Genomic DNA, 17,593 nt, shown 5'->3' with positions numbered 1-17,593 from the left:
ATCGCGTGAACGTCCGCCTCTGCCCGTATCCGACGTTCAACGGTTCATCCGCGAATGGCTGCAAAGTCCCAGACCCCGTCATTCCAGCTTCGACATTAGGCGGCCCGCAGCGCCCTGCTCGGCCGCCAGATTGCGGTTATAGGCGAGCGGCATGCGCGGCGACTTCCATCGCAGCGCATCCATAATCCCTGCGAGATCCTCGCCGCTCGCAAACAGATCTTGGTTGAGCCCGATCCGGGTCGAATGCGCGCTGATCCCCTTGAGCAGCCGGGCCACGTCCTCAGTCGTCAGATCTGGCAGCGCGCCGCGGTCAAACGCGCGTTGGATGATCGAGCGGAAGATGGGTCCGACCGAACCCGGGTGCAGCGCCACGCTGCCAATGTCGTATTCGACGCGCGCCTTGACCGCAGGCTTGGGGAGCGTCTTGCGCAGATCCCAGGTCTCGCGGCCCGAGATGCTGTCGATCGACCGACCGCGCACCGCGGCACGGGCTTTATAGCGCCGCACCTGCACCCGACGGAACAACGGCCCTGTCGTGATCCCGGCAGCATCGGTCCAAGCAGCGATCGCCGCGACGGTGCGCGGGCTGAGATAGGCGGTCGCCCCCTCCCCGTCCTGATCGCCTTTGCTGCGCAGGATCTGCAGCAGCCGCGCCTCGGGGTCGATCGCCTCTTCGATATGCTCGATCGCAACTGCGACCAGCTCGGAGGCGCGCAGTCCGGTGTCATAGGCGGCCGACAGCAGCGCCCGATCGCGCAACCCCGGCACATCGTCAGGGCAGCTCTCGAGCAGCGCGCGGATATTGAGCCCGCGTGCCTGGTCGCGCTCGACATCGCGAACCGGGCCTTTGAACCGCAACGGCCGCGCCTGTTTCTGGGCTGCGCCCTTCTCCCGCCGAACCGCCGCCAGACGCAGCTTGACCAGCGGCGCCGGCGTCGGGTCCTTCAGATCGAGCAGCTGGTGGATCTTGGCGATCGAGGCCTTGTAGCGGGATAACGAGGCCGGCCGACTCCCCTTCCCCGCCCGCGCATCGAGATATTCGGCCACCGTCTCGGCCGTCGCCGGCAGCGCGATCCGGTTCGTGCGGCGGCACCAGGCGTCGAACGCTTCGATATCAGTTTTGAGCGCACGGATGCTGTGGGGCGACGAGGCGGCCTGGTAGGCGGCGATCAGCGCCTCGTTCACAGTGACGCGCTCCCCGGCGCGCATTTGCACGATCGTCCAAGCGAGGTCGGCCGGCGCCCTGATAGCGGGCAGGGCAACCTCCGCGGCCACTACAGCAGCTTTCTGCCCTTCCAAGGCGGTTTCGATGCTCACGACGCGCCACGCTCCTCAGCGCCGCTTGTACGTCACCTTATAAGAAGGCGTCAATTTCGCTTATGTGATAACTGCAATTATCAGACACTATATCGACCTAAAAATACAACTTATACTGATATATCGGCATATAAAATCATGAACCAAGTAGTACGACTGGCTTCATTAGATCACATCTCTAAAACCGTGGCGTTTTCTTTCCGACACTGAGCGGCATTAGCCCCTCCCGCAGATGAACAGAAGTGCGTTATTGCTATAGCGTTGTTTTCAAGCGGTCGGACCGTAATCCCGAATCCTGCCGGTCCGCTTTCACCAACCGCTCCGCTTCAGGTCAGCGTTCGATGCCGAAAACGCAATGGTTACCTGCACGTCACAAGGGAACGCGATCAGCCGTCCCTGGATCGGCCCACCGAGTCACCAGAGAGATCCTGACATCGAAAATGAATTTGATCGAAATTAGCGGTCGAACCCGCACAGGCTGATTCTCGTGCGGGCGGAGGCACGTATGACCCCGACCAAACTGCTCATCGGACAAATCCTTGTCGTGCTCGCCATCGTGTTGGCGGGCGTCTGGTTCGCCACACAATGGGCTGCTGCGCACCTCGCCTATCAGCCCGAACTCGGCCGACCGTGGTTCGTAGCGTTCGACCATCCAGTCTATGTGCCCTGGGCCCTGTTCGGCTGGTTGTTTTCGTTCGATGCCTACGCCCCGACGGTGTTCGAGGAGGCAGGTGCGATCGCCGCTACGAGCGGTCTGGTCGGATGCGCCGCTGCGATCTTCGGGTCGCTGTGGCGTGCGCGCCAGCGCAACAATCTCACCACTTATGGCTCGGCACGTTGGGCCGAACCGCGCGACCTCCGCCGGGCCGGGCTGCTCACCGAATCCGGCGTATTCCTCGGGCGCGTTGGCCCGCGCTATCTCCGTCATGACGGTCCCGAACACATCATGGCGTTCGCGCCAACCCGCAGCGGCAAGGGCGTCGGCCTGGTCGTGCCTACGCTGCTTGGCTGGTCGGGGTCAGCCGTCATCCACGACATCAAGGGTGAGAACTGGCAACTGACCGCCGGCTGGCGCCAGCGCTTCTCGCACTGCCTGCTTTTCAATCCGACCGATGCCCGCTCGGCGCGCTACAATCCGTTGCTCGAAGTTCGCCGCGGCACCAACGAAGTCCGCGACGTCCAGAACATCGCCGACATCCTGGTCGATCCCGAAGGCGCGCTGACGGTGCGCAATCACTGGGAGAAAACCAGCCACTCGCTGCTCGTCGGCGCGATCCTCCACATCCTCTACGCTGAGGAGGACAAAACCCTCGCCCGCGTGGCGTCGTTCCTGTCGGATCCGCAACGGCCATTCGCCGCTACGCTCAAGCTGATGATGACCACTAACCATCTTGGGACACCTGAGGCGCCGGTGGTTCATCCCGTCGTCGCCTCCGCGGCGCGTGAAGTGCTCAACAAGTCCGAAAATGAACGCTCTGGCGTGCTCTCCACGGCGATGTCGTTCCTCGGTCTCTACCGCGACCCCACGGTCGCGACCGTGACCTCACGCTGCGACTGGCGCATCGCCGATCTGGTCGAGGGCAAGTCGCCGGTCTCGCTCTATCTGGTCGTGCCCCCCTCCGACATCAGCCGCACCAAGCCGCTGATCCGGCTCGTGCTCAACCAGATCGGTCGGCGGCTCACCGAGCAGCTTCATGCCGAAAACGGTGCCAAGCCCCCTTCCCGTCACAAGCTGCTCATGATGCTCGATGAATTTCCGGCGCTCGGTCGCCTGGATTTCTTCGAGACCAGCCTCGCCTTTCTCGCCGGCTATGGTGTGCGCGCATTCCTGATCGCGCAGAGCCTCAACCAGATCGAGAAAGCTTACGGCGAGCACAACGCCATCCTCGACAACTGCCATGTCCGCGTCGCGTTTGCGACCAACGACGAACGCACGGCGAAGCGCATTTCCGACGCGCTCGGCACCGCTACCGAACAGCGCGCGATGCGCAACTATGCCGGCCACCGGCTCGCGCCGTGGCTCGCGCATGTCATGGTCAGCCGGCAGGAGACCGCCCGCGCCTTGCTGACACCCGGCGAGGTCATGCAGCTTGCCAGCACCGACGAGTTGGTACTCGTCGCCGGTACGCCGCCGATCCGCGCCACCAAGCTGCGCTATTTTGAAGACAGCAATTTCAAGACACGGGTGTTGTCGTCGCCGGTACTCGCGGACGGTGATTATGCCGATCGACCACCCGCACGCGCGGACGACTGGGCCGCGATCACACGCAGCGTCGATGCGCGCCTCAACGCTGGGATCGACAGCGACAGCGACGGTGACGATGTCAGCGGTGGTCTGGAACAAGCTCGGCATCCCGGACAGGAAATCGGTCGACCGGCATCACCTGAACCCACCGCTGACGACCCGCTCGGCTTTGGCGATGACGATAGCGACCTAGCCGCCGACAGCCGAGCCATGGACCAGGCGCGGGCCTTAGGCGCTGCCCGAGTGGTCTACACGATCGATGCGGGCGCCGACGGTTCGAACGGGCATCGGCCCGACGACCTACAGCTGGATTTCTGAAATGAGCCCCGAGAAGATCCGCCACCAGCTTTTCCTGCCCAAGCCGGTCAGCGACCGTCTCGAGGCGCTTGCCGCGAAACCCGGCGCATCGAAATCGGCAATCCTGACCGATGCCGTCACCGCCTGGCTCAACCGTCGCGGCGCCTCCGAGCTGGAGGACCGGTTCGGCATGCGCCTGGATCGCCTGACCGCCGCGATCGGGCGGATCGAGCGCGACGGTCACATCCAGATCGAAACACTGGCGCTGTTCGTCCGCTACGAACTGGCGATCCACGCGCCGCTCGCCGAGAACGATCATGCCGGTCGTGCGCTTGCCGCCAAACGATTCGAAGCTTTCATCACGCAGGTCGGCCGGCAGATCGCCGCGGGGCGCAGGACCATCGGCACTGCGGAGCCAGGCCGATGACCGGCGGGACTTCCGCGGACCGTCGACGCGCGATGCTGCGCACGGCGATGGGGCCAGCGATCGCTGCGGCCCTGGCCGATCCTCGCGTCCTTGAGATCATGGTCAATCCGGACGGCGCCCTCCGCTTCGACCGGCTCGGCGAAGGCCGTACCGACACATCCGTCCGCATGGATTCCGCTCAAGTCGAGCGGATCATCCGGCTTGTGGCATCGCATGCCCGTGCCGAGGTGCATGGCGATGCGCCAATCGTATCGGCTGAGCTCCCGCCCCACATCGAAGGTCGCGCTGGCGAGCGGTTCGAAGGGGTGCTGCCGCCCGTATCGACCGCGCCCTGCTTCTCGATTCGGAAGCCTGCTGAGCGGCTCTACAGCCTCGATGACTATGTGACCGACGGCATCATGGGCCAAGCCGCTGCCGATCGCCTGAAGGCGTGCGTGATGCAGCGCTACAACATTCTGGTCGCCGGCGGCACAAGCTCGGGAAAGACGACGCTCGCCAACGCGCTTCTGGCGGAGATGGCATGGGTCGATGAGCGCGTCATCCTGATCGAGGACACGCGTGAGCTGCAAAGCCCCGCCGCAGACACGGTGGCGCTGCGCACGCGACCGGGCGTCGTCACGATGGCCGATCTCGTCCGCTCGACGCTGCGCCTGCGTCCCGATCGCATCATCGTCGGCGAGGTGCGCGGCCCTGAGGCACTCGACATGCTCAAGGCCTGGAACACCGGCCATCCCGGCGGCATCGCCACGGTGCACGCCAATAGCGCGATATCCGCGCTCTACCGGATCGAGGGCCTTGTCCAGGAAGCGGTAGTCACCGTTCCGCGCCGGCTGATCGCCGAGGCAATCGACATCATCGTCTTCATCTCCGGGCGCGGCCTCCAGCGCCGCATCTCGCAGATAGCGCGCGTCGCCGGGTTCGATCCGGACACCGGTAACTACGCGCTCGCCGACCTCCTCAACCCAGCCGACCCCCAAGGAGAATGACCATGCAGCTTACCAAGATTCCCGCACGCGGTTCTCGCCTTCTCATCGGCGCCACCCTCAGCCTGAGCGTTGCCCTGGCCAATTCTGCGCAGGCGGCGGGATCGGGCATGCCCTGGGAGCAGCCACTCCAGCAGGTGCTGGAATCGGTCCAGGGGCCGGTCGCGAAGATCGTCGCCGTCATCGTGATCATAACCACCGGACTCACGCTGGCATTCGGCGAGAGCAGCGGCGGCTTCCGGCGCCTCATCCAGATCGTGTTCGGCCTGTCGATTGCGTTCGCCGCCTCAAGCTTCTTCCTCAGCTTCTTCAGCTTCGGTGGCGGGGCGCTGATCGCATGACCCCGGTCCCGCTCGGCACCGGACAGCATCTCGAAGGCTTCGAGGCTCCCATCCATGGGAGCCTCGGGTCGCCGATTCTGCTCGGCGGTGCGCCGCGCGGGATTGCCATCGTCAACGGGACGATCGCCGCAGCGGTCGGTCTTGGCCTCCAGCAATGGCTGGCCGGCCTCGTGCTCTGGGCCGCCGGACACAGCATCGCCGTGTTCGCCGCGCGGCGCGACCCCGACTTCGTGCCCGTGCTGATCCGCCACCTCCGCCAGAAGGGCTATCTCGCGTGCTGAACCTCGCTGAATATCGCCACCGAGCCGATCGGCTGGCGGACCATCTTCCCTGGGCAGCGCTGGTCGCGCCCGGCATCATCCTCAACAAGGACGGCAGCTTCCAGCGGACGCTGCGCTTCCGCGGACCCGATCTTGAATCCGCGACCGAGGCCGAGTTGATCTCGGCCTGCGCGCGGGCAAACAACGTGCTCAAGCGGTTCGGCACCGGCTGGGCGCTCTTCTTCGATGCCGAGCGGCGTGAGGCGTCAGCCTATCCCGACAGCCATTTCCCCGACGCCGCATCATGGCTCGTCGATCAGGAGCGCCGCGCCGCCTTCCTGGAAGAAGGCGAGCATTATGAGAGCCGCTACCATTTGACGCTGACCTGGCTGCCGACGCCGGACAGCGCGGAGGCAGCCGGCCGTTCGCTGGTCGAGCGGCCCGATGCCGACAAGGGTCGCGACTGGCGCAGGGCGCTGTCCAGTTTCATCGCCGAGAGCGACCGCGCCCTGGACCTCTTCGCGAGCTTCATGCCCGAGGTACGCGCGCTCGACGACTCCGAGACACTGACGTTCCTGCACGATACGATTTCCGAGCGAGCGCATCGTGTCGCGGTCCCCGAGACACCGGTTTATCTCGACGCGCTGCTCGTCGACACGCCGCTGACCGGCGGGCTGGAGCCGCGGCTTGGTGACAGCCACATTCGCACGCTGACGGTGCTTGGCTTCCCCAGCATGAGCCGGCCTGGAATCCTCGACGCGCTCAACCACGAGGATTTCGCCTACCGATGGGTCACCCGCTTCCTCGCGCTCGACAAGAGCGATGCGACCAAGGCGCTGACCAAGCTGCGGCGACAATGGTTCAACAAGCGCAAGTCGATCACCGCACTTCTGCGAGAGATCATGTACAACCAACCTTCGCAGCTGCTCGACAGCGACGCCGACAACAAGGTGGTCGATGCCGATATGGCGCTTCAGGTGCTCGGCGGCGACCATGTCGCGTTCGGTCACCTGACCACGACGATCACGGTGACTGACATCGATCGCGGCAGGGTCGAGGACAAGGTCCGGCAGGTCGAGCGGATCGTCAACGGGCTGGGGTTCACGACGATCCGCGAGGGCGTGAACGCGGTCGAGGCATGGCTGTCGTCGCTGCCAGGTCAGGTCTACGCGAATGTCCGTCAGCCGCTGGTTCACACGCTCAATCTCGCACATCTGATGCCGCTGTGGTCGGTCTGGGCCGGACCGGCGCGCAACGCCCATCTCGATGGACCGCCGCTGCTCCATGCCAGCACGGCGGGATCTACGCCGTTCCGCCTGTCGACCCATGTCGGCGATGTCGGCCACATGCTGGTGGTCGGTCCGACCGGCGCCGGCAAATCGGTGCTGCTCGCGCTGATCGCTCTCCAATTCCGACGCTACGCCGGCTCCCAGGTCTATATCTTCGACAAGGGGTTTTCGGCGCGCGCCGCCGTGCTGGCGATGGGCGGCGCACACCACGCGCTCGGCCTCGGTGCGGATGCCGGCGAAACGCTGGCGTTCCAGCCCCTGCGGCGGATCGACGATGCCAAAGAACGGAGTTGGGCAGCGGAGTGGATCGGTGCGCTACTCGCACACGAAAAGGTTATCGTCACGCCCGAGATCAAGGACGCGGTATGGTCTGCGCTCGGCAGCCTCGCCTCCGCCCCGCCCGAGGAGCGAACGCTGACCGGGCTCACCTTGCTGCTCCAGTCGAACGCGCTTCGCACCGCGCTTAGTGCCTACACGCTCGACGGTCCCTACGGCCGTCTGCTCGACGCGGCCGAGCAGCATCTCGCCTTCGCCGATGTCCAGTGCTTTGAAACCGAGGCGCTGATGGGCCAGACCGGCGTGGTGGCGCCCGTGCTGACCTATCTATTCCACCGGTTGGAGGAGCGGTTCGATGGTCGGCCGACCCTGCTCGTGCTCGACGAAGCCTGGATTTTCCTCGACCATCCGCTGTTCGCCGCGCGCATCCGCGAATGGTTGAAGGTGCTGCGCAAGAAGAATGTGGCGGTGCTGTTCGCGACCCAGAGCCTCGCGGACATCGCATCGAGCAGCATCGCGCCGGCCATCATCGAAAGCTGTCCTCAGCGCATATTGCTTCCCAACGACCGCGCAATCGAGCCGCAGAGCCGCGAGGCGTATGAACGGTTCGGCCTGAACGACCGGCAAATCGAGTTGGTCAGCCGAGCGACGCCGAAGCGGCAATATTATCTGCAGTCCGCGCGCGGCAACCGGCTCTTCGACCTGAGGCTGGGGCCGATCGCGCTGGCGCTCTGCGGTACCTCCGATCCGGCCAGCCAAGACCGGATCCACGCGATGATCACTGATGGCGGTCGGGCGGATTTCGCCGAGCGCTATCTTATCGACTCAGGTCTCGATTGGGCCGCCGATCTTCTCGCTGGTTTTGAGCGTGACACAACCAGCATCGGGCGATGAAATCACCGCATGAGAGGCCACGTTGGGCGTCGAACAGGTTGTGCCAATGGCAATAACTGGGACAAACCTACCCTTTGCAGTGTTGAACCAAACGGCAGCTGTCGAGCTCCAAGCTGCCGATTGGCCGACGCTGCAGGTGCAACTGTCCGAAGCAAATACCACGCACGGCAATGATTTATGGATGGTGCTAATGCTGGCAACGGAGCGTGCACCACGCTACAAACGCGAAAGGCCGTAGCAGGGATCGCGCTGTGCGGAACCGAAGGCGACACCATTTGATCTCCGAACGAACATCCTTTCAGTTCGGCAACTTCGAGTTGATCCCGGACCGCCAGGCGCTCTTGCATCACGGTGAAGCCGTCGCTCTGGGTGGCCGGGCGTTCGACATCCTGACGCTACTGGTGCGGCGTGCAGGTGAAACGGTCAACAAAGCCGAGCTGTTTGCGCATGTCTGGCCCGGCTACCTCGTGCATGAGCACAATTTGAAGGTCAATATCGGCAACCTGCGGCGCATACTGGCGGCTTGCGATCCAGAAACCGACTATATCGTGACGATTGCAGGCCGAGGCTACAAGTTCGTGGCGGCGTTAAACAATGTCGAGGAAGCACCCGCCAAGCCCCCAGCCGGATCTAGCGGACTGCGCCTAACACCGCCGCCCACCGCGCCGCACCTTTACGGCCGCGACGACGCTCTGCACCAGATCGCGGTGCGCATGCAGCAGAATGGCTATGTGACGGTCGTGGGTCCAGGGGGCGCGGGTAAGACCTCGATCGCTGTCGCCGCCGCGCAGCATTTCCGCGCCGCCGGCCAGCCCGTCGCCTTCGTCGATCTTTCGACCTTGAACAGTTCCCAGTTCGTTATCCCGGCAATGGCAACGGCGCTGGGCATTTCGCTTGGCCTCGACGACCCGATCGCCGGTGTCATCGCTCTGCTGCGCGCCGAGCGCCCGATCCTAATCATCGATAACTGCGAGCATGTGATTACCACGGCGGCAGCCTTGCTGGAGCGCATCTCTCACGCGGTGCCCGAGGCGCAGATTATCGCCACGACCCGCGAGCCACTACGCACGCGCCACGAAAACGTTGTTCACTTGGCGAAACTCGGTTTTCCCGATCCAGGCGCGATAACCGTTACTGAGGAGGCTCTGCAGTACCCCGCTGTACGTCTGTTTCTCGCCAAGGCAGGTAGAGGCGACGATGCGGATTTGGACCCTGGCTATGTGCAAGCTGTAGCTTCGATCTGTGCCCGGCTCGACGGACTTGCATTGGCGATCGAACTTGCGGCCGGAACTGCAGGCAGTTTCGGCGCCGAGGCTCTGACAGAGCTTTTCAGAGAAGGGTTCGCGGCGATGCACCGCGGGCGGCGCGATGCTCCGCTGCGACACCAGACGCTCGAAGCCGCCCTGGACTGGAGCTACCGCTTGCTGCCCGAGCAGGAAGCGGTCCTCTTCGAGCTTTTGTCGGTGTTCGCTGGCCGGTTTAGCGCCGAGGACGCGGAAAGCATCTACGCTGCGGGACTGCTCGATCCGATGACCGGCCGTGATGCGCTTGGCCAGCTTGTCGCCAAGTCCCTGGTGTCTGCGGATGTCATCGCCGGCGCACTGCGCTATCGTCTCGTCGAAAGTACTTGGGTTTATGCGTCGCAGCGTCTGCTGGGATCACCCCAGGTCGACTTGGCGAAGCGTTTGTTTGCGGCCCGCGTGTTGGCGCGCATGCAGGAGGCAGAGCGCGAATGGTCGTTTCTGACAGCTCGCGAATGGTTGGGCAGGTACGGCGAGCAGATGGACGACCTGCGCGCTGCTATACGCTGGGCCTTCGATCCTCAGGGCAACGCGCGCATGGGAGTCGACCTGGTGGTCGCCGCTCTGCCGTTGTGGCAGGAACAGTCGGCTTTCCAGGAACTGCTCGCCGCACTGGAGCAGGCCTTGGCGTTTGGCAACGGCGGCGACCTGCCGCCGCTGAGCCGCGCCCGGATGCACATGGCTCAAGCCTGGGGGATGACGCTTGCCCGTCAGGTGCATCCGCAGACGGGTGAGGCGTGGCGCGAAAGCATCCAATTTGCCAACGCGGCGGGAGATGGCGATCTTGCCTTGCAGGCAGTCTGCGGCGAGGCTGTCTACCTCGCCTATTCCGGTCGGCCGCTGACGGCGCTGCGCAGCATGCTGGACTTCGCCAGGTCTGCCGATGTCGAGTGGAGCAAGGCACCGGGCGGAATGAGGTTTCTTGCGCACGATGAGATCTATGTAGGACGGTTAGCCTCGGCGGATGCGCGTCTGCAATTTTTGAGGCAATCTTGGGGAGAGGCAAGGGACGAGCAGGGCCTCTCGCGCTTTCAGGTCGATTTGCCCGTCGCGATCAACCTGTCTTCGTCGCTCTTGGCCTGGCTGCAGGGGCGCAGCGAGCTTTCGGTCGAACTGTCCGACCGCGCAATCGCGAGAGCGGAGAACCTTAATCACATGATCTCGCTCGGGAACGCCATCTGCCTGGCGGGGTTGCCCGCCGCCTTCCTGGATGGAGACCTGGGCCGGGCCGAAGACCTGCAGGGCAGGTTGGCCGAAGTGGCGCGGCGTGAAAGCGTTGGCATTTACGAGGGAACTGCGCTGTTTTTCGCCGGTGCAATTGCTGCGGCGCGGGGGAACAGCAATGGACTAGATACGATGGCGGCCAGCATCGAGGCGCTGTGGGCAAATGGGTGGCGTCTGCGGACGAGCCTCTACCGTTGCCTCCTCGCTGAGGCTTGGTTGTGCGCTGGCGATCCTGATTGCGCAATTCGTGCTCTGAAGCCTTTGCTCGACTGTCGTGACGCTAGGGAGGAACGTTGGTCCCACCCCGAGTTATGGCGTGTCGGGGCGCTGATCGCCGCGCATACCGGACAGACGGACAGAGCTCAGCGATACTTTCGCCGCGGCTTGCACCGTTCGCAGACCATGGGCGCGACTGCGTTTATGCACCGGATCAAAGCGTCGACCGCAGAACTTGGTCTCGGCTTGGACTAGCGTTCGACTTCAGAACGCTTAGCAGCCGCAGCCGAGCGCCCCTAGAAGCTCTGCACGTCCGCCGCCAGCACGCTCGCGCCTAGTGCCGCGGACGCCCAGCAGGGCATAGATCACGGCCGCCAGCAGACCATTGCCGAGCGAAACGAGATCGGGTTTCACGGGTCAGTTTCCTTGCCCGAGCGGGCTTATGTCCCCTCCGGTAAGGCGCGCGCGCATATCCGCATTTTCGGCTTCGAGCGCGATGAGGCGATCACGCAGGGTTTGCGTACCGGCAGCAATCTCGGCTTCGGTGAACCGCGGCACGATGTGCTGCGGACAATTCCAGTCGAACGCCTTGAGGTGGATGCGGAAGATCCGTTCGATCTTGGCGCCGTATGCCTGGTCAGCAACCACCGCGAGGAGGTCCGGATCTGCATCGAACGCCATCGTCTCCGCCGTCGCATAGATTTTCAGCCGCGCCCGGTGCGGATAGTCCACCAGGAACAAGCAGATCCGGTTATCCGCCGCAACGTTTCCGGTGGTGATGTACTGACGGTTTCCGCTATAGTCGGCGAAGGCGAGAGTCTGATCGTCGACCGCCTTGAGGAAGCCGGCAGGGCCGCCGCGGTGCTGCACATACGGCCAGCTCGTTTCGGAAACCGAGGCCATATAAAAGCTGTCGCGCCGGGCGAGGAACTCTCGCTCCCGAGAGCCGAGGCGATCGAATTGGCGATGCCCCGTGAAGTCGGACCAGAGATGGTCGGCGCCCATGTCGGCTTGCGCGCGGCGAACGCTGGGAGTGATAGCGATGTCCATGAAACCATAGGGCATTTGCGTGTCTCGCTTTCTATCAGTCGCGTTCGCCCGGCGATCTTCGCCGGTCACGCGATCAGTTCGACGGCTGAGCCGCCTGCTGCGCGCGCACATAGCTTTCCGCTACGGCGGCATAGTCGGGCGCCACCAGGGCGTAGAACACGCCGAGTTCGGCCGCCTCGGGGCGGGCCCAGGTGCGGAGCAGTTCGGACGGCAGGGCGTCGGTCGTGGTCGGGATGACGCCGCCCTGGACGAACCGGGCAAGAGGTACGCGATGCCATCTCGCTCGGATCGCCCGAGGCATCGATCACCGCATCGGCGCCCTCCTCTCAGACCGTCGCGGCGGCGGCGGCGATGAAGTCCGCGACCTTCGTCGGCTGCGAGAGCATTACGGCGTGGCTCGCATCCACCTCGGTGATCGGAGCGCCGGCGCGCCGGGCCATTTGCCGCTGGGCGCGCGGCGGGATCATCCGGTCTTCGGTGGCGAGCAAATACGTCGAAGGCTTCGATTTCCAGGCGGCCTCCGTCAGAGGGGTGCCGATGGCCTGGAGACCCCAGGGCAGCTGCGCGGCGGCCATGAACCGGGTGATCTGCGCATCGACTTCGGCGGCGAAGGCTTGGGGAAACCCGGCGGGATCGACGATCAGGAACCCTTCCGATGCGGGTATGACCGGCGCCGGGATTTCGCCGTCTTCCAGTGGCCCTGCCGTCAGCATAGCGATGGATTCCCCCACGTCGGGAGCGAAAGCAGCGACATAGGCCAGTGCAGCGACCTTGGGGCCGATTCCTGCGGCAGTGATGATCGCGCCGCCATAGCTGTGGCCGACCAGCACGACAGGCCCGCGGGCCGCGGCGATGGCTTGCTCGACCACTGCAACGTCGCCATCGAGCGACTGCGTCGGATGCTGGGTGACCAGTACCTCGAACCCGCGCGCTGTGAGATCGGTATAGACGTGCTGCCAGCCCGATGCATCGACGAAGGCGCCGTGAACAAGGACGATCGACGGGGTCGGCGAACCGGAAGCCTGGCCGCCCGTTTCAGAACTATTCATGGGACGTTTCCTTCTGGAGAGGTCCGGAGCGCGGTGGCTCCGGACACTGGGGGTCACTTGCAGACCTTGCGGTCGAGGAAATTGCGGATCAGCGGGGCCATCACGTCAAGCTTGTCCTCGAGTGCGAAATGACCGCTGTCGAGGATGTGCATCTCGGCCTCAGGCAAGTCGCGCAGATAGGGAGGCGCGCCGGCTTCGGGGAAGATTTTGTCGTTCTTGCCCCAGACGATCAGCGTCGGTGGCCGGTGGTTGCGGAAGAACGCCTGGAATTGCGGGTAGAGGGGGACGTTCGAGCCGTAGTCGCCGAGCATGTCAAGTTGGACGTCTCGATTGCCGGGGCGATCAAGCAGCGCCTGATCCTGCACCCAGTTGTCCGGGCTGATGCGCGCGACATCGCCCATCCCGTCGGTGTACTGGAACTTTGTGATCTCAAGCGTGACCAGACCATTTAGTGCGTCCCGGTTGTTCTGCGAACGATCACGCCAGTAAACCTTGATGGGATCCCAGAATGGGGACTGCAGGCCCTCGTCGTACGCGTTGCCGTTTTGCACGATCAAACCGCTGACGCGTTCTGGATGCTTGAGCGCCAAGCGGTATCCGATAGGGGCACCGTAATCCATGACGTACATCGCGTAACGTTGGGCGCCCAGCCTCGTCACAAGCTTGTCGATGATGTCGGCCTGATTGGCGAAGGTGTACGCGAATTTGGTATGGTCCGGCGCGTCGCTCTGGCCATAGCCAGGATAATCGGGCGCAATCACTCGGTAGCGATCCGCAAGCAGCGGCATCAGGTTGCGGAACATGTGCGACGACGTCGGGAAGCCATGCAGCAGCAGGAGTACGGGTCCATCGACCGGTCCGGCTTCGCGGTAGAAGACTTTCACGCCATCGATCGTGGTGTTCTTGTAGTGGATGACAGGCACCGCCGGCGCGGTCTGCGCCGAAGTGCTCGAAGCGCATTGCGCATGGGCGGCAATCGGGGTCGCCGCTGCGAGGATGGCCAGCGCACTGATGAGGTGTCGATTTATCATGATCCTTGCCTTTCGAACATGGTGCCGAGGGACATCAGCGCCGTGGCCGAAGGGCTATCACCGGCTCCGCTGGGGGCAGGGATAAATAGGGGTAAATTTCTGGAAATCAGAGGATAAGCAACTGTTTCATCTGGAGATTACGCGCCGCTGCTAACAGACTAAACCTTTTTGCGACCTGAATCGCGGGCCGCTCTTGCTTGGCTAGAGGTGACGGCGATTCTCATCACACCCGGACATCGGCGGCGATCCAGCGAATGACGTGATCTGGTCGACTGTCGCCGATCGCCCTGATGCAATGGACATGGAATTTACTGGCGATCGCCAATCCCCTTCGAAATTATCGGTTTTCAGCCAAGTCGGACGCGCGGTTTCAGGCAAAGAATTCGTCAGAAAGAACGCAATACACCGATGAAGGTTGTTAGGGCGCGGACGCGGCTACGGCCTCGACGATGAAGTCGAGAAATACGCGGACCTTTGCCGGCGGAAGGCGGCGAGAGGGAAGATAGGCGTAGAGCGGGTATCGCTCGGTCGACCATTCGGACAGGATTTGCACGAGCTCACCGCGTCGCAGCCAGGCATCGAGGCCGAGCGCAAGACTCTGGAATATGCCATGGCCCGCAGCACAGGCCTCAATCGCGGTCGTTGGGTCGTCGGTCGTCATTCGACCGCGTACATCGACGTCGATCGCCTGACCATCCTTTGAGAACTCCCATTCGAACGGTCGGCCGGTCTGCGGATCCCGGAACAGGAGCGCTTCGTGGTGCAGCAGATCGTGCGGGCTCTGCGGTGTGCCGTACCGACCGAGATAGGTTGGCGCTGCGCAAGTCAGTACGCGTGTGTCGAGCAGCTTGCGGACGATGAGCGATCCGCCGTCGGCCGGCCCAAACCGGACCGCGACATCGACGCCAGCCATCTTGTCCTCGCGGTGGTTGCTGACAAGCAGGTCGATCGACACCTGTGGATAGCGAGCGAGAAACGCCGGCAGCCGCGGGGCAAGCACCATCCGCGCGAACCAGGGATCGACGTTGATCCGCAACTTGCCGCTCACCGTCGCGGCAGCGCCGGCAGCGTCGGTTGCGGCCTCCTCTATCGATGCCAGCAGGGGCATGATCTGGGCGTGGAACCGCCGTCCTTCATCCGTAAGCGTAACGGCCCGCGGCGAACGATCGAAGAGCCGGATGCCGATACGCACCTCGAGCCGCGCGATAGCGCGACTGACACCCGACGGCGTCAGTCCCAGCACGTCTGCGGCGCGCGCGAAATTACCCGTTTCCGCTACCGCAGCCAGCACGCCGACTCCGGTCAAGATTCGCGTATCGAAGCTCATAGGCTCGTCCCTACGGTGATTCCATGTCACTATAGAAGTGATAATTATGCGCGCAGGGCATCGCCGACAGGAGCGTAACGGGGTCGCTGACGCAGCCCGGCGTGGCTGTACCAGACGATACGCGAGGAAATCATCATGTACGCAATCACTGGGATCACCGGTCAGGTTGGCGGCGCACTCGGCAGTGCGTTGCTGGAACAGAGCCTGCCCGTACGCGCCGTCGTCCGCGACGCGGGCAAGGGCGCTTTGTGGGCGGCACGGGGTTGCGATGTCGCGCTCGCGGACATGAACGACGCGGCGGCGCTCAGCACGGCCTTCGCCGGGGCTGAGGCGGTGTTCATCCTGCCGCCGTCCGAGTTCGATCCGGTGCCCGGCTACACCCAGGCACGCGAGACGATTGAAGCGATCGTCACGGCCTTGATCGCGGCCCGCCCGGCAAAGATACTCTGCCTGTCCACGATCGGCGCGGATGCCGTGCAGGACAATCTGCTGACCCAACGGACGTTGATCGAGCAGGCCCTGAGCTCTCTGCCGATACCAGTCACATTTCTACGGCCCGGCTGGTTCATCGAGAATGCGCTCTGGGACGTGGCGTCGGCACGCGACGAGGGCGTCATTCGCAGTTTCCTGATGCCGCTCGACAAGCCGTTTGCGATGGTCGCGACCAAGGACATTGGCGCGCTGGCAGCAACGCTCATCCAGGAGGATTGGGCCGGCAACCGGGTCGTCGAACTGGAAGGCCCACGGCGTGTATCGCCCAACGATCTCGCCGCCGCTTTCGCCAAGGCGCTGGCACGACCGGTGCGGGCGGAAATCGTGCCTCGCGACACCTGGGAGGCGATGTTCCGCAGACAAGGTGCGACCAACCCCTATCCCCGCATCCGGATGCTCGATGGCTTCAACGAAGGCTGGATCGATTTCGCCGAGGACAGCGCGGCGCTCCGCAAGGGCAGTATCGACACCGATACCGTCATCGCCGAATTGGTGGCGCGCCAAGGATCGGCGAAATGATCGCGCCACTCGAAACACTCGGCATTTCGCTGCCTCGGCTTGGCCTCGGGACATTCCGCATGCAGGGTGCAGCCTGCCAGGCAGCGGTCGAGAACGCCCTGGCGCTGGGCTATCGCCATATCGATACCGCCGAAATGTACGGCAACGAGGAGGTCGTCGGCGCCGCCATCGCCGCATCGGCCATCGCACGGAGCGATCTGCACGTCACGACCAAGGTCTGGCATGACCATCTCGCGCCAGACGCCCTCCCGCGCGCGCTTGACGGAAGCCTTCAGCGACTCGGGCTGGACCATGTCGATCTGTATCTTATCCATTGGCCTGCCAAAGACATGGATCTGCCGACGACGCTGTCCGCGCTGATTCGAACGCGGGAAGAGGGTAAGACCCGCGCGATAGGTGCCGCCAACTTTACCTTGCCGATGCTGCGTCAGGCGATTGAGGAGGTTGGTGCGCCGATCGCGTGCAATCAGATCGAGTATCACGTCTTTCTCGATCAGAAGCCGATGCTTGGCTATCTGCGGTCGAGGGCAATCCCGCTGATCGCCTATTGCCCGCTCGCCCAAGGTCAGGCTGCAGAAAGCGACGAACTCGCGCGGATCGGTTCGAAGCATGGCGTTTCAGCAGCGCAGGTCGCACTTGCCTGGCTCTTCGACCAGGAAGGTGTCGTCGCGATTCCCAAAGCCGGCCGGGTCATCAGCCAGCGCGCCAATCTTGAGGCCTACTCCCTAGCTCTCGATGACGAAGATCGCGAGGTGATCGCATCCCTGCCCAAGCAAAAGCGGCTGGTGAACCCGCCGTTCGCACCCCGCTGGGATACGCCGATAGTCCAATGATGCGCGCTTTGGCACGAAAGACGGCTTTCGTCCGAAGCGGCCTTTGCCTGACCGGCCGTGATACGTCCAAACTTGTGAAGGGTTTCGGGCGCTTGCGTACGAAAGCCTCCAGTGCAGGAACCCGCGGGCCCCACGCGCTGGTCTATGGGTAAAGCGGCTTTTGGGTGGTTCTGACGGGTAAGCGATGCCGATCCGGAAGTGTCGGTTCTGGCCGGATCAACG

16 protein-coding genes are annotated in these 17,593 nt (G+C 63.8%); 9 read left to right on the top strand and 7 right to left on the bottom strand.

Going from position 1 to position 17,593, the window contains the following annotated elements; genetic code table 11:
• Window positions 1-78: 78 nt before the first annotated feature.
• The gene (locus J0A91_RS10520) at window positions 79-1,317 is read right to left on the bottom strand and encodes an integrase (protein ID WP_069204880.1); all 1,239 of its coding nucleotides are present in this window, start codon (window positions 1,315-1,317) and stop codon (window positions 79-81) included.
• A gap of 505 nt (window positions 1,318-1,822) precedes the next feature.
• Between J0A91_RS10520 and J0A91_RS10515 the strand changes: the two genes are divergently transcribed.
• From J0A91_RS10515 to J0A91_RS10485, 7 genes are all read left to right on the top strand, one after another.
• Entirely contained in the window at window positions 1,823-3,880 is a 2,058-nt protein-coding gene (locus J0A91_RS10515; RefSeq protein ID WP_069204879.1) for a conjugal transfer protein TraG, read from the top strand.
• 1 nt (window position 3,881) lies between these two features.
• A complete protein-coding gene (locus tag J0A91_RS10510) occupies window positions 3,882-4,286 on the top strand; it encodes a CopG family transcriptional regulator (RefSeq protein ID WP_069204878.1) in 405 nt (134 codons plus the stop codon).
• Window positions 4,283-5,272: a P-type conjugative transfer ATPase TrbB gene (gene trbB, locus J0A91_RS10505; protein ID WP_069204877.1), complete on the top strand. Its 990-nt coding sequence runs from the start codon at window positions 4,283-4,285 to the stop codon at window positions 5,270-5,272. The genes J0A91_RS10510 and trbB overlap by 4 nt, the downstream gene beginning before the upstream one ends.
• A gap of 2 nt (window positions 5,273-5,274) precedes the next feature.
• Window positions 5,275-5,610 carry a TrbC/VirB2 family type IV secretion system protein gene (locus tag J0A91_RS10500; protein ID WP_069207216.1) on the top strand — a complete coding sequence of 112 codons (336 nt, stop codon included), beginning with the start codon at window positions 5,275-5,277 and terminating at the stop codon, window positions 5,608-5,610.
• Window positions 5,607-5,891 (top strand): VirB3 family type IV secretion system protein, encoded by a 285-nt coding sequence (locus tag J0A91_RS10495; protein ID WP_069204876.1) that lies wholly within the window; start codon window positions 5,607-5,609, stop codon window positions 5,889-5,891. The genes J0A91_RS10500 and J0A91_RS10495 overlap by 4 nt, the downstream gene beginning before the upstream one ends.
• Complete coding sequence (gene trbE / locus J0A91_RS10490) at window positions 5,885-8,329, top strand: conjugal transfer protein TrbE (protein WP_069204875.1); 2,445 nt, start codon at window positions 5,885-5,887, stop codon at window positions 8,327-8,329. The genes J0A91_RS10495 and trbE overlap by 7 nt, the downstream gene beginning before the upstream one ends.
• Window positions 8,330-8,604: 275 nt before the next feature.
• Entirely contained in the window at window positions 8,605-11,325 is a 2,721-nt protein-coding gene (locus J0A91_RS10485; RefSeq protein ID WP_240502258.1) for an ATP-binding protein, read from the top strand.
• An 18-nt stretch (window positions 11,326-11,343) separates the two neighbouring features.
• Here J0A91_RS10485 and J0A91_RS10480 read toward each other — a convergent pair whose 3' ends face one another.
• The 6 genes from J0A91_RS10480 to J0A91_RS10455 form a co-directional block, all read right to left on the bottom strand.
• Complete coding sequence (locus tag J0A91_RS10480) at window positions 11,344-11,484, bottom strand: XapX domain-containing protein (RefSeq protein ID WP_150126890.1); 141 nt, start codon at window positions 11,482-11,484, stop codon at window positions 11,344-11,346.
• Between the two features lie 3 nt (window positions 11,485-11,487).
• On the bottom strand, window positions 11,488-12,135 hold the full coding sequence (locus J0A91_RS10475; protein WP_069204874.1) for a pyridoxamine 5'-phosphate oxidase family protein: 648 nt from the start codon (window positions 12,133-12,135) through the stop codon (window positions 11,488-11,490).
• A gap of 58 nt (window positions 12,136-12,193) precedes the next feature.
• Window positions 12,194-12,421: a hypothetical protein gene (locus J0A91_RS10470; protein WP_069204873.1), complete on the bottom strand. Its 228-nt coding sequence runs from the start codon at window positions 12,419-12,421 to the stop codon at window positions 12,194-12,196.
• A 25-nt stretch (window positions 12,422-12,446) separates the two neighbouring features.
• A complete protein-coding gene (locus J0A91_RS10465) occupies window positions 12,447-13,169 on the bottom strand; it encodes an alpha/beta hydrolase (RefSeq protein WP_069204872.1) in 723 nt (240 codons plus the stop codon).
• 53 nt (window positions 13,170-13,222) lie between these two features.
• On the bottom strand, window positions 13,223-14,200 hold the full coding sequence (locus J0A91_RS10460) for an alpha/beta fold hydrolase (RefSeq protein WP_069204871.1): 978 nt from the start codon (window positions 14,198-14,200) through the stop codon (window positions 13,223-13,225).
• A gap of 418 nt (window positions 14,201-14,618) precedes the next feature.
• Window positions 14,619-15,527 (bottom strand): LysR family transcriptional regulator, encoded by a 909-nt coding sequence (locus J0A91_RS10455; RefSeq protein ID WP_069204870.1) that lies wholly within the window; start codon window positions 15,525-15,527, stop codon window positions 14,619-14,621.
• Between the two features lie 135 nt (window positions 15,528-15,662).
• On the opposite strand from J0A91_RS10455, the gene J0A91_RS10450 reads away from it, so the two are divergent.
• Together J0A91_RS10450 and J0A91_RS10445 are read left to right on the top strand one after the other, a co-directional pair.
• Window positions 15,663-16,538, top strand: a complete 876-nt coding sequence (locus J0A91_RS10450) for an NmrA family NAD(P)-binding protein (RefSeq protein ID WP_069204869.1) — start codon at window positions 15,663-15,665, stop codon at window positions 16,536-16,538.
• A complete protein-coding gene (locus tag J0A91_RS10445) occupies window positions 16,535-17,371 on the top strand; it encodes an aldo/keto reductase (RefSeq protein ID WP_069204868.1) in 837 nt (278 codons plus the stop codon). The genes J0A91_RS10450 and J0A91_RS10445 overlap by 4 nt, the downstream gene beginning before the upstream one ends.
• The last annotated feature ends 222 nt before the right edge of the window (window positions 17,372-17,593 follow it).

This window comes from Sphingomonas panacis, assembly GCF_001717955.1.
Taxonomy (GTDB): Bacteria; Pseudomonadota; Alphaproteobacteria; order Sphingomonadales; family Sphingomonadaceae; genus Sphingomonas; species Sphingomonas panacis.
Note: the sequence above shows the minus strand (reverse complement) of the source record. Positions and strands in the feature narration are given on the sequence as shown.